11 protein-coding genes are annotated in these 12,517 nt (G+C 65.4%); 6 read left to right on the forward strand and 5 right to left on the reverse strand.

The genetic code is table 11. The annotated features are described in order from the left end of the window. Positions 1-23: 23 nt before the first annotated feature. The gene (gene serB / locus PSV33_RS02960) at positions 24-767 is read right to left on the reverse strand and encodes a phosphoserine phosphatase SerB (RefSeq protein WP_300558471.1); all 744 of its coding nucleotides are present in this window, start codon (positions 765-767) and stop codon (positions 24-26) included. After that, the gene (gene mfd, locus PSV33_RS02965) at positions 764-4,234 is read right to left on the reverse strand and encodes a transcription-repair coupling factor (protein WP_300558474.1); all 3,471 of its coding nucleotides are present in this window, start codon (positions 4,232-4,234) and stop codon (positions 764-766) included. The genes serB and mfd overlap by 4 nt, the downstream gene beginning before the upstream one ends. Before the next feature lie 127 nt (positions 4,235-4,361). Between mfd and ispD the strand changes: the two genes are divergently transcribed. Together ispD and ispF are read left to right on the forward strand one after the other, a co-directional pair. Beyond that, positions 4,362-5,186 carry a 2-C-methyl-D-erythritol 4-phosphate cytidylyltransferase gene (ispD, locus tag PSV33_RS02970; protein WP_300558477.1) on the forward strand — a complete coding sequence of 275 codons (825 nt, stop codon included), beginning with the start codon at positions 4,362-4,364 and terminating at the stop codon, positions 5,184-5,186. A 31-nt stretch (positions 5,187-5,217) separates the two neighbouring features. Beyond that, the gene (ispF, locus tag PSV33_RS02975; RefSeq protein ID WP_300558480.1) at positions 5,218-5,736 is read left to right on the forward strand and encodes a 2-C-methyl-D-erythritol 2,4-cyclodiphosphate synthase; all 519 of its coding nucleotides are present in this window, start codon (positions 5,218-5,220) and stop codon (positions 5,734-5,736) included. A gap of 218 nt (positions 5,737-5,954) precedes the next feature. Here ispF and PSV33_RS02980 read toward each other — a convergent pair whose 3' ends face one another. Both PSV33_RS02980 and ompR read right to left on the reverse strand, forming a co-directional pair. After that, complete coding sequence (locus PSV33_RS02980) at positions 5,955-7,352, reverse strand: sensor histidine kinase (protein WP_300558483.1); 1,398 nt, start codon at positions 7,350-7,352, stop codon at positions 5,955-5,957. A 78-nt stretch (positions 7,353-7,430) separates the two neighbouring features. Then, entirely contained in the window at positions 7,431-8,168 is a 738-nt protein-coding gene (gene ompR, locus PSV33_RS02985) for a two-component system response regulator OmpR (protein WP_300533122.1), read from the reverse strand. A gap of 277 nt (positions 8,169-8,445) precedes the next feature. On the opposite strand from ompR, the gene PSV33_RS02990 reads away from it, so the two are divergent. The 3 genes from PSV33_RS02990 (at position 8,446) to PSV33_RS03000 (ending at position 11,050) form a co-directional block, all read left to right on the forward strand. Continuing rightward, positions 8,446-9,156, forward strand: coding sequence for an SIMPL domain-containing protein (locus PSV33_RS02990; RefSeq protein ID WP_300558486.1), 711 nt, complete (start codon positions 8,446-8,448; stop codon positions 9,154-9,156). A gap of 98 nt (positions 9,157-9,254) precedes the next feature. Then, entirely contained in the window at positions 9,255-10,223 is a 969-nt protein-coding gene (locus PSV33_RS02995; protein WP_300558489.1) for a diacylglycerol kinase family protein, read from the forward strand. Continuing rightward, the gene (locus PSV33_RS03000) at positions 10,223-11,050 is read left to right on the forward strand and encodes a metallophosphoesterase (protein WP_300558492.1); all 828 of its coding nucleotides are present in this window, start codon (positions 10,223-10,225) and stop codon (positions 11,048-11,050) included. The genes PSV33_RS02995 and PSV33_RS03000 overlap by 1 nt, the downstream gene beginning before the upstream one ends. A 13-nt stretch (positions 11,051-11,063) precedes the next feature. On the opposite strand, the gene PSV33_RS03005 is transcribed toward PSV33_RS03000, so the two are convergent. Continuing rightward, complete coding sequence (locus PSV33_RS03005) at positions 11,064-11,516, reverse strand: multidrug/biocide efflux PACE transporter (RefSeq protein ID WP_300558494.1); 453 nt, start codon at positions 11,514-11,516, stop codon at positions 11,064-11,066. A 102-nt stretch (positions 11,517-11,618) separates the two neighbouring features. On the opposite strand from PSV33_RS03005, the gene PSV33_RS03010 reads away from it, so the two are divergent. Further along, a complete protein-coding gene (locus PSV33_RS03010) occupies positions 11,619-12,503 on the forward strand; it encodes a LysR family transcriptional regulator (RefSeq protein ID WP_300558497.1) in 885 nt (294 codons plus the stop codon). Positions 12,504-12,517: the final 14 nt, after the last annotated feature.

Genomic DNA, 12,517 nt, shown 5'->3' on the forward strand with positions numbered 1-12,517 from the left:
CGACAGGCCCCCGGGGGGGGCGTTCAGGCCTGTTGCGGAACCGCTGTGCCGGCTGGCTGGCTGAACACTTCAAGCAGGCGGTCGAGTCCGCCTTCGTTGATGGCAACCATGGCCTGTTCGCGCACCTTCGGTTTGGCGTGGTAGGCCACCGACAGGCCGGCTTCGCCCATCATCGGCAGGTCGTTGGCGCCGTCGCCCATGGCAATGGCCTGGTCGGGGGTGATGTCGAGCATGGCGCAGGTCTGCAGCAGCATTTTTCTCTTTTCCTCGCCGTCACAGATGTCGCCCCAGGGCTGGTCCACCATGCGGCCGGTCAGCAGGCCGTTCTCGACTTCCAGCACGTTCGAGCGCGTGTAGTCGATGCCGAGCTCGTCGCGCACGCGATCGGTGAAAAAGGTGAAGCCCCCGCTGACCAGCAGCACCTTCAGGCCGGCCGTCTTGCAGGCATGCACCAGTTCGGCGGCGCCGGGGTTGAGCTTGAGCCGCTGGTGGTAGACCTCGTCCATGCTGGTGACGCTGACGCCCTTGAGCAGCGCCACACGCCGGCGCAGGCTTTCCTTGTAGTCGGTGATCTCGCCGCGCATGGCCGCTTCGGTGATGGCCGATACCTCGGCCTTGCGGCCGGCGGCGTCAGCGATTTCGTCGACACACTCGATGTTGATCAGGGTTGAGTCCATGTCGAAAGCGATCAGCTTGAAGTCGCCGAGTTTGAGATCGGGTGTGGTGAGCTTGACGACAAGGCCGGGGAGGGTTTCAGCGGGGGTCATGCGGGCGTGGCTTCCGTGGTGGTTTTGGGTTGTCCGAGGGATTTCAATACATCGCGAACCATCTGCGCGCGGTCCTTGGGTTCCTTGAGTTCGCGTTCAATACGGAGCTTGTCGTTGCCGGCCAGCTTGATGTGTTTGTTCTTCTGGATCAGGTGCATGATCGCCATCGGGTCGATGGGCGGGTCCTTCCGGAAGGTGATGTTGATCACGGTGGGCGCAGCATCGACCTTGACCACGCCGTAGGGCTTGGCGATCACGCGAAGGCGGTGCACGTCGATCAGGGTCTGCGCCTGCGCCGGCAGTTTTCCGAAACGGTCCACGATCTCCTCCAGCAGCGCGTCGATCTGATCGGTATTTTTGGCGGTTGCCAGCTTTTTGTAGAAACTCAGGCGCAGATGCACGTCGCCGCAGTAGTCGCTCGGCAGCAGGGCCGGCGCGTGCAGGTTGATCTCGGTGCTGACATTGAGCGGCGCCAGCAGGTCCGGCTCGCGGCCGGCTTTGAGCGAAGCCACGGCCTCATTGAGCATCTCGTTGTAAAGCTGGAAGCCGATCTCCATCATGTTGCCGCTCTGGTTTTCGCCCAGCACCTCGCCGGTGCCGCGGATTTCCAGGTCGTGCATGGCCAGGTAAAAGCCCGAGCCGAGCTCTTCCATCTGCTGGATGGCTTCCAGCCGCTGGCTGGCCTGTTTGGTGAGGCCCTCGATGTCGGGCACCATCAGATAGGCATAGGCCTGGTGGTGGCTGCGGCCGACTCGGCCGCGCAGCTGATGCAGCTGCGCCAGGCCGAACTTGTCGGCACGGCTCATGACGATGGTGTTGGCGCTGGGCACGTCGATGCCGGTCTCGATGATGGTCGAGCACAGCAGCAGGTTGTAGCGCTGCGCCACGAAGTCCTTCATGACTTTCTCGAGTTCGCGCTCCGGCATCTGACCGTGCGCCACGGCAATGCGCGCCTCGGGCAGCAGCGCCTCGAGCTTTTCGCGGCGGTTCTGGATGGTCTCGACCTCGTTGTGCAAGAAGTAGACCTGGCCGCCGCGTTTGAGTTCGCGCAGCACCGCCTCGCGGATCACGCCGTTGCTTTCGCTGCGCACAAAGGTCTTGATCGCCAGCCGCCGCTGCGGCGCAGTCGCAATCACGCTGAGGTCACGCAGGCCCTCGAGCGCCATGCCCAGGGTGCGAGGAATCGGCGTGGCGGTCAGCGTCAGCACATCCACCTCGGCGCGCATGGCTTTCATGGCTTCCTTGTGGCGCACGCCAAAGCGGTGTTCCTCGTCGATGATCAAGAGGCCCAGGCGCTGGAACTTCACGTCCTGGCTCAGCAGCTTGTGCGTGCCGACCACGATGTCGATGCTGCCGTCGGCGATGCCCTTGATGGCGGCGGTGATCTCTTTGCCCGATCGGAAGCGGCTCATCTCGGCGACCTTGACCGGCCATTTGGCAAAACGGTCCACCAAGGTCTGGTAGTGCTGCTCGGCCAGCAAGGTGGTGGGCGCCAGCAACGCCACCTGCTTGCCGCCAGTGATGGCGATGAAGGCGGCGCGCAGGGCGACTTCGGTCTTGCCGAAGCCGACATCGCCGCAGACCAGCCGGTCCATGGGCCGCGGGCTGATCATGTCCTGGATCACCGCATGGATGGCGGCGCGCTGGTCGGCGGTTTCCTCGAAGCCGAAGTCGTTGGCAAAACTTTCGTAGTCGTCTGGCGAATAGCGAAAGGCATGGCCTTCACGTGCCGCGCGGCGCGCGTAGATGTTGAGCAGTTCGGCGGCCGAGTCGCGCACCTGTTCGGCGGCCTTGCGCTTGGCCTTTTCCCACTGGCCGCTGCCCAGGCGATGCAGCGGCGCCTCGTCGGCGCTGACGCCGGTGTAGCGGCTGATCTGCTGCAGCTGGCTGACCGGTACGTAGAGCGTTGCATCGTCGGCGTACTGCAGGTGCAGGAACTCGGTGTTGCCCTGGCCCAGGTCCATGTTGACCAGGCCCTTGTAGCGGCCGATGCCGTGCGCGCTGTGAACCACCGGGTCGCCGACGTTGAGCTCGGACAGGTCCTTGATCAGCGCCTCGACGTCGCTGACCTGCTCCTGTTTCTTGTTGCGCCGCCGGGTCACGACACCCGCGGCGAACAGCTCGGTTTCGGTGACGAAGTCAATGTCGCCGGCCAGCCAGCTGAAGCCCGTGTTCAGGGCCGCCGTCGCGATGCCGAGTTTCTCGCTGCTGTGCTGAAAGTCTTCCAGCGAATCGAAGGCCGGCGGACTGACGCTGCTGGCGCGCAGGAAATCGAGCAGGCTTTCGCGCCGGCCGTCGCTTTCGGCCAGCAGCAGCACCCGCTGCGGTGTGTTGCGGATGTGTGCCTTCAGGCGCGCCAGCGGGTCTTCCGCGCCGCGCACCACCGACATCTCACCGAGTTTCTGGAAGTTCGCGTTGTCGGCCACGTCCTCGACCGCGGGGCGGATGGCCAGCTGCGCGTAGTCGTTGGCGCGGGCATAAAACTGCTCGGTGCCCAGGAACAGCGCTTCCGGCGGCAGGGCGGGGCGGTCCGGTGCACCTTGCACCAGGCGGTAGCGGTCCTTGGTGTCCTGCCAGAAACGCTGGAAGGCCGGCTCCAGATCGCCGTGCAGGACCACGGTGGCGTCGGTACCGAGGTAGTCGAACACGGTCGCCGTGTCGTCGAAAAACAGCGGCAGGTAGTACTCGATCCCGGCCGTTGCCACGCCGTTGCCGATGTCCTTGTAGATGCGGCTCTTGGTCGGATCGCCGTCCAGCAGTTCGCGCCAGCGGTTCCTGAATTTGGCACGCGCGTCGTCATCCATCGGGAACTCGCGGCCGGGCAGCAGCCTCACTTCGGGCACCGGGTACAGGCTGCGCTGGCTGTCGGGGTCAAAGGTGCGGATCGAGTCGATCTCGTCGTCGAACAGGTCCACCCGGTAAGGCACCGCCGAGCCCATGGGAAACAGGTCGATCAGGCCGCCGCGCACCGCATATTCGCCGGGGCTGACCACCTGCGAGACGTGGGTATAGCCGGCCAGGGTGAGCTGGCTCTTGAGTCTGGCTTCGTCGAGTTTCTGCTTGACCTTGAAGTGAAAGGTGTAGCCGGCCAGGAAGGACGGCGGCGCCAGGCGGTACAGCGCCGTGGTGGCCGGCACGATGACCACGTCGGCGCCGGTTTCCTTGTCGTGCTGGCTGATGCGCCACAAGGTGGCCAGCCGTTCGCTGATCAGGTCCTGGTGCGGCGAGAAAGTGTCGTAGGGCAGGGTTTCCCAGTCGGGAAACAGGGCGCAGCGCAGGTCAGGCGCAAAAAAGGCCAGCTCGTCCAGCAGGCGTTGCGCTGTGGCAGCGTCTGCGGTGACGATGGCGGTGAGGCGGCCGGCCGCTTTTTCCCGCAGGCCCAGCTGCGCCAGCAACAGGGCGTCGGCAGAGCCGGCGGGTTGCGGCAGGGTGTAGCGTTTGCCAGGGAGAAGTTTGGGTAAATCCATGAAGCAGTCGGAATGGGGTAACAGGAAAGCGGCGGAAAAAAGGAAAACACCCCAAACGGTGCAGAGTGGGGTGTGAACGGCCCTGGCTGGCCTTTAAGTCCCTGATTTTAGAATCTATGATCAGGCCATGACGCCGATCCCGCCAAAATCCCTGGTTCCCCGCTTTTTTGCGCTGATTCCTTGCGCGGGTCAGGGCATGCGCGCCATCGGTGACAACGCGGCGCAGAGCGCAGGCGCGGCCTTGCCCAAGCAGTACCAGCCGATCGCGGGCGTGCCCATGGTGCAGCACACGCTGCAGGCGTTTGCCGGGGTGGCGCGAATCGATTCCTGCCTCGTGGTGGTCGCCCCCGGTGATGATTTCTTCAATGGACAGACCGCCACCGGCTACGAGGTGGCGGCCTGCGGCGGCGCCACACGTGCCGCCAGCGTGCTGGGTGGCCTGGAGCAGCTCTCGGCCAGCGGCGCCGAACCGGACGATTGGGTGCTGGTCCACGACGCCGCACGTTGCCTGGTCACCCCCGCGCTGATCGACCGGCTGATCGATGCCTGCCATTGCGACCCGGTCGGCGGCCTGCTGGCCCAGCCGGTGCCCGACACGCTCAAGCAGGGGCGCGACGACCGCGTGGCGGCCACCCTGGATCGCTCGGACAAATGGCTGGCACAAACACCGCAGATGTTTCGCCTGGGCGCCCTGACGCAGGCGCTGAAGATGGCGCAGACCCTGGGCGAGCCGGTGACCGACGAAGCCAGCGCCATGGAAGCGGCCGGTGTGGCGCCGCAACTGGTGCGCGGCAGCGCCCACAACTTCAAGGTCACCTGGCCGGAAGATTTCCTGCTGGCCGAAGCCCTGATCAAAAGCCGGACGCCAGCCAAGCCGCGGGTGCGCAAACCCGCCGCACCGAAAGCTGCACAGAAAGTTTTATCTGATGACTCCAGCACCGAACCCAGCTGACTCTTTACCAGCCGGGGCCGCGGATCCGGCCTTGCCGGTCCGCAGGCGCAGCGCCCCCTCGGGGAGCGCGGGGGCCCCATTCCGCATCGGGGAAGGCTGGGATACCCATGCGCTGGTGCCGGGCCGGTCACTGATCATTGGCGGTGTAACGGTGCCGCACAGCGCCGGCCTGCTGGGCCACTCGGACGCCGACGTGCTGATCCATGCGGTCATCGACGCTCTGCTGGGCGCGGCCGGCCTGGGCGACATCGGCAGCCATTTCCCCGACACCGACCTGCGTTTCAAGGGTGCAGACTCGGTGGTGCTGCTGCGTGAAACCGGCCGCCTGCTGGCCGAACGCGGCCTGCACATCGGCAACATCGACAGCACCGTGATCGCGCAGGCGCCCAAGCTGGCCGCCTACATCCCGGCCATGCGCCAGTGCCTGGCCGATGCGTTGGGCCTGGAGGTGTCGCGTGTCAACGTGAAAGCCAAAACCGCCGAAAAACTCGGTCCGGTGGGGCAGGGCCTGAGCATGGAAGCACGCGCCGTCGTGCTATTGTTTCAGTAGCTGCTTGCGCCCGCTGGGTAAGGGCTGGGGCCAATTTTTTGCATGAATTTCACGCAGCGCCTCCTGCGGGAGCATCCTTCGACAAGCTCAGGGCGAACGGGATAGCGGATGCTCTCAAGTCAAGCGGGGGCCGCGGATCCGGCTTTGCCGGTCCGCAGGCGCAGCGCCCCCTCGGGGGGCAGGGAGCTACACGCAGTGAGCGACCGTGGGGGCGCTATTCAACCCCGCCTTAGTTTGATATGCGCCGCCAGCCCGCCCGAGCCGGTGTTGGCCAGTGCAAACACGCCGCCCATGCGGTGCAGGGTTTTTTCGACAATCGCCAGGCCAAGACCGGCGCCGGTCGCTGCAGTGCGTGCTGCGTCGCCGCGGAAAAAGGGTTTGGTCAGGTTGTTCAGGGCCTGGGGCGCAACGCCGGTGCCGTGGTCGCGCACCTTGATCAGCACCCACTGGTCGCGTTCCTTGGCCGCAATGTCCACCACGGCAATGCCGGTGTCCGGTGTCTTGCCATAACGCCGCGCGTTTTCCAGCAGGTTGGCGATCACGCGGGACAATTCGACCTCGTCGGCCAGCACCGCAATCTGGCCCGGTAGCGTCACATTGACGCGCATGTCGGTGTATTCGGCCACGGAATAGACGGCCGCCTCGATGATGGCATTGAGCGACACCGACCCCAGCTGCGGCGGGTCGGGACGGGCGTAGTCGAGGAACTTGTCGATGATGGCGTCGAGCTGGGTGATGTCGGCGGCCATGTGGGCCCTGGCCTCCGGATCGGCCACGCTCATCTCGGTTTCCAGCCGCAGCCGCGCCAGCGGCGTGCGCAGGTCGTGCGAAATGCCGGCCAGCATGATGACGCGGTCTTCCTCGATTTTGGAGAGCTGCTCGGCCATGCGGTTGAAGCCGATGTTGACTTCGCGGATCTCGCTGGTCGCCACCTGTTCGTCGAGCAGGCTGGCGTCAAAGTCACCGTCGCGCATGCGGCTGGCCGCAAACGACAGCTGCTTGAGCGGCCGGTTGATGAGGCGCGCAATCAGCGCGGCGCCGAGCAGCGACAGGATGGCTGCGGTGATCAGCCAGATCAGCCAGGTGCCGCCCTGCAGGGGCCCCAGCCGCGAGGGGTCGGTCAGCAGCCAGTAGGCGTCGCCGTCAATGTTGAACCCCACCCACAGGCCCTTGACACCGTTGACGGATCGGGCCACCACCGTGCCTTCGCCCATGCGCGCGGTGAGCTCTTCACCGATGCGCTCACTGAAGGGATCGTTGACAAAGCGCTCGAACTTGTCGCGCGGCTCGCGCGGCGAGATGCGTACGCCTTCTTCCTCGGCCAGGGTCTTGATCAGCCAGACCCGGGTGATGGAGTCCGAGTATTTCAGCGCGGCGCGGCTCAGGTTGACCAGCGAGGCAAGTTGCCTGGCGCTTTGCACGGCGCGCGGCTCGAATTCCAGCGCCCGGAAGGTCTGCAGCCAGGCGACGATGCAGCCAATCAGCAGCAGCGACAGGAACAAAAAGGTGCGCCAGAACAGGCTCAGGCCGACGCGCGGCCGCATCTCCAGGGGCGCAGGTGCGGTTTCAAGCGCCGCGGGGGCGGTTTCCAGGTGTTCGGCGCGTGTGCCTTGCATTCGAGGACTCGGAAGGCGGAGAGGTTGATCGGCCCGGTCAGCCAGACAGCAGTCGGGCGTGCGGCAGCATGTGGCGCTTTAGCTGGTTCCGTCCGGCACGAAAACGTAGCCTATACCCCAGACGGTCTGGATGTAGCGGGGCGCTGCGGCGTCCACCTCGATCAGCTTGCGCAGGCGCGAGACCTGCACGTCCAGGCTGCGGTCAAAGGGCTCGAACTCCCGGCCGCGGGCCAGTTGCGCCAGCTTTTCGCGCGACAGCGGCTGGCGCGGATGCCGTACCAGCGTCTTGAGCATGGCGAATTCGCCGGTGGTCAGTGGCAGCTCCTCGCCATTTTTCTGCAGGGTGCGCAAGCCCATGTCGAAACTGAAAGGTCCGAAATTGACCACTTCCTGCTCGCTCGACGGCGCGCCGGGCACTTCGACCGCGGGGCGACGGCGCAGCACCGCATGAATGCGGGCGAGCAGCTCGCGCGGATTGAAAGGCTTGGCCAGGTAGTCGTCGGCGCCGACTTCGAGGCCGACGATACGGTCCACGTCCTCGCCCTTGGCGGTCAGCATGATGATGGGGGTGCGGTCGTTGGCGGCGCGCAGGCGGCGGCAGATGGACAGGCCGTCTTCGCCGGGCATCATCAGGTCGAGCACGATCAGGTCCACGGCATCGCGCATCATGATGCGGTTCAGGGCCTTGCTGTCCTCCGCCAGGATGACCTCGAAGCCTTCCTGCGTCAGGTAGCGCCGCAGCAGGTCACGGATGCGGGCGTCGTCGTCAAGAATCAGGATCTTGTCAGCACGGGTGGAATTGCTAGCTTGTGTCATAAGGCGATCGTAATTTGTAACAGAGCCAATTCTGCGGGCTAAAAACGCGGATTCCGTATTTTTCGTGCACTTTGACAGACTGTTACAGAAGTTGCAGCTGTGGGCAAGCGCGATAAGGTGCAGATGCAAACCAATGGCAGGCTTGGGCCATTCGATGGCAACCATTGCCGGCCGATGCTGACAAGCCGGTCGCCGCAAATCGTCTATCGTTTCGCTGGCGACGCACATTCACATCCATGTGTGCCGGTCGTTTTTTTATTCAACCGAAAGAGATCCCTTGAAAAAAGCCCACCAACTCTTCGCCGTCTGCGCGCTGCTGGCCGCAAGCACCGGCGTTTTTGCCCAGAACCAGCCCCCGGTTGCGCCGCTGCAAAACGTCGCGCAGCTATCGGCCAGCGCAGCCGTTGAAGTGCAGCAGGACCTGCTGTCCATCGCGATGACCACCACCCGCGACGGCAGCGATGCCGCCACCGTGCAAAACCAGCTCAAGGCGGCGCTGGAGGCGGCATTGGCCGAGGCCAGAAAAACCGCCCAGCCCGGCCAGATGGATGTGCGCACCGGCAACTTCAGCCTGTACCCGCGGTATGGCAAGGACGGCAAGATCAACGGCTGGCAGGGCAGCACCGAGATGGTGCTGGAGGGCCGGGATTTTGCGCGTATCACGGCGGCCGCCGGCAAGGTCCAGACCCTGAGCCTGGGCAATGTCGGTTTTGCACTGAGCCGCGAGGCACGGGCCCGTGTCGAGGGGGATGCGCAGGCGCAGGCGATCGAGGGGTTCAAGGCCAAGGCCAGCGAGATCGCACGGGGTTTCGGTTTTTCCGGCTACACGCTGCGTGAAGTTGCCATCAACGCCAATGACCAGGGCCCGATCCGTCCGCGCATGATGGCCATGGAAGCAAAGTCCGCGATGTCGGATTCGGCGATACCGGTCGAAGCCGGCAAGAGCACTGTCATGGTTAACGTGTCGGGCTCCGTGCAGATGAAGTGACGACGTGCCCCCGGGCTGGTGATCCGGCCGTACCGGACACTCCCGGAAGGGCGTTTGCCTGACAGACGCAAGCAGCGCCGTTCCGTAAGCTCGTGGGCATGAATGTTCATTTCCTGGCGCAGGACGCCGCGCGCCGGGGCCCCCTGCTGATTGTCATCAATGGCGGCTCTGGCCGCCACAACACCGACGACGAACAGGCGGTCATGGCCCGCGTGTTCACGCAGGCCGGCCGCGAATTCGAGTTTTTTCCGATCGACGAGCCCGCCCAGATCGACGAGGTGGCGCGCCGCGCTGTCCGCCAGGCCCAGGCCCGGGGTGGCGTGGTGGTGGCTGCCGGCGGGGATGGCACCATCAACGCCGTGGCCCGCGCCGTGCTGGGCAGCGGCTGCCCCTTTGGCGTCCTGCCGCAGGGCACCTTCAATTATTTCGGCCGTGTCCATGCCATCCCGCAGGACACCGAGGCCGCCGCCAACGCCCTGGTCGGCGCGAGCGTGTCGCCGGTCCAGGCCGGACAGGTTAACGGCAGGCTGTTTCTGGTCAATGCCAGTCTGGGCCTGTATCCGCAATTGCTGGAGGACAGGGAAGCCTGGAAGCAGCAGTTCGGTCGCAGCCGCCTGGTGGCGTTTGTCTCGGGGCTGGCCTCGCTGCTGCAGACGCGCCGCCAGCTGCACCTGCAGATCGAATCGGCGGGGCAGGTGGCCGCCCTGCGCACCCCAACGCTGTTTGTCGGCAACAACCACCTGCAACTCACGCGTGTGGGCATTGCCGAAAAAGACGCCAACGCGGTGATCAACGGCCAGCTGGCCGGGGTGGTGGTCCGCCCCATCGGCTCGCTGGCGCTGTTTGGCCTGATGCTGCGCGGCCTGCTGGGACGGCTCGGCGACGCGGACAACATCCGCAGTTTTTCGTTTCGCCGCCTGACGGTCACGCCACGCGGACGCCGGCGCGTCAAGGTGGCCACCGACGGGGAGGTCTGCTGGATGGAGGCGCCGCTGGTGTTCGAGGTCGCCGACCAGGCCCTGCTCCTGATGGTTCCCGCGCCGGCCGACCGGGCGGATGTCGCCTGATGAAAAAGCTGCTGCAGATTTCCGACCCCCATTTCGGCACGGCGCAGCCGGCGGTGATGGAGGCGCTGGTGGAACTGGCGCGGCAGCAGCGCCCCGACGTGCTGGTGCTGTCGGGAGACATCACGCAACGTGCGACGGCGACGCAGTTCCGCGAGGCGAGGGCATTTTGCGAGCGTCTGCAGATTCCGCAGATGCTGGCTTTGCCCGGCAACCACGACATTCCGCTGTTCCATCCCTGGCAGCGCCTGGTGACGCCTTATGCGCGTTACCTGCAGGCTTTCGGACCCGAACTGGAACCGGTGCTGGACACTGCCTGGTTGCAGCTGAGCACCGTGAAGACCACGCGCCGCTGGAGGCACAAAAACGGCGAGGTGTCGGCCCGGCAGATCGAACGCGTGGTCGCCCGCCTGCGCCGGGCCGCGCCCGCCCAGTTGCGCGTGGTGGTGGTGCACCAGCCCGTGATGGTGCTGCGTGCCGAAGATGAACATGACCGCCTGCGCGGCTGGGAGGCTGCCGTGCGCGCATGGGCGGCTGCAGGCGCGGACATCGTCATGGGGGGGCACATTCACCTGCCTTATGTCTGCGAGCTGTCGTCCTGCGTGAGCGACCTGCCGCGGCGCCTGTGGTGCGTGCAGGCCGGTACCGCGCTGTCCTCACGCATCCGGCGTGAGGCGCCGAACTCGGTGAATTTGCTGCTGTGCGACCCGGCCGACCAGCCGCTGCAGGGCCGGCTCGAACGCTGGGATTTCCGCAGCGCGGGCGCAGCGGGCCGTTTTGAAGTGGCGCACACCAGCGAGCTGATGCCGGACCGCGCAGGGGTCCGCTGAATCTGCGGACCGTTCAGGCGGCGGACAGCGCTTTCTTGCGCAGTCGCCGGGCCACGATGATCTCCCGCAGGTGGTCGTAGGTCCAGTTGAAGGCAAAGGTGTAAGGCAGAAAAAACAGCACGATGCCGATGTCCAGCACAAAGGCTTCCCACAGCCCGATGTCCAGCCACCAGGCGGCCAGTGGCACCACAGCCAGGATCAGGCCGACCTCGAACAGCACCGAATGCACCGCCCGCGCGCCCAGCGTGCGCCGGAAACCCAGGCGACGCTGCGCGCCGTCGAACACGGCGTTGAACACCATGTTCCAGGCCATCGCGATCAGCGAAATCATCAGCGTCAGCAGCCCCATGTGGGCCAGCGAATAACCGAGCAGCCAGGCGCCCAGCGGCGCGCAGAGGGCAATCGCCAGCACCTCGAAACCGAGGGCGTGGAAAAAACGTTCCTTGACAGACTTCTGCAGGCTCATGGGTGACTTTGGGGGCTTTGAAAAGGGAATGGCTGTATTTTTATCGTTATTTCCAATACATTAAAGTTGATAATCATCGAAAAAATAGATGAATAAGCCCCCATGCGCCATTCTCCCGAAGCCCTGACCGCCTTTGCCGAAGCCGCCACCCTGGGCTCGTTTTCGGCCGCCGCGCGCAAACTCGGCAAGAGCCAGTCCACCGTGAGCAGCGCGATTGCCAACCTCGAGATCGACCTGGGCCTCACCCTGTTCGACCGCAGCAGCCGCAAACCTGCGCTCACCGAACATGGCCGGGTGATGCTGGGCAAGGTGCAGGAGATTCTGGCCGCCAGCGACCGGCTTGACCTGTCGGCCAGCCAACTTGGCGGCGGGCTGGAGGCCAGGCTCAGCGTGGTCTGGTCCGACACCTACCAGTCGGACCGCTTTGAGGAGATGCTGACTGCCTTTGAGCAGCGTTTTCCCGACCTGGAATTCGAATGCCTGATCGCCGAACACGGCGACCTGGTGTCCCTGGTGCAGACCGGCCGCGCCCACATCGGCGTGGTCGGCGCCCAGGGAGCTTATCCGCCCGACATCGGCTCGGCCACGATTGCCGAGCAGTCGGAGATCGCGCTGTTTGTCGCCACCGGCCACGCGCTGGCCGGCATGCAGGACATCACGCCCGAGCTGCTGGCGCGGCACCGTGAGCTGAGGCTGGACACCTACCTGGGCCGGGCCGACCAGGTCAAGCCGGCGGCGCGTCGCTCCTGGTCGGCGCCCAGCTACCTGATGCTGCTGGAGATGGCGGTGCTGGGTTTTGGCTGGGCCGCGATTCCGCGCTGGATGGTCACGCGTTTTGCCGTCGGCAAGCTCACCGAGTTGACTGCGCGCGGCTGGCCGCAACGCGTGCCGGTGGACGCCGTCTGGTCGCGCCAGCGGCCGCTGGGCCGTGCCGGCACCTGGCTGCTGCAGGAAATGCTGGCGCCGGCGGTGCCGTCCCTTTTATAAGAAAAATGAGCCTC

The organism is Polaromonas sp., from assembly GCF_029945895.1.
In the GTDB taxonomy this organism is placed as follows: domain Bacteria; phylum Pseudomonadota; class Gammaproteobacteria; order Burkholderiales; family Burkholderiaceae_C; genus Polaromonas.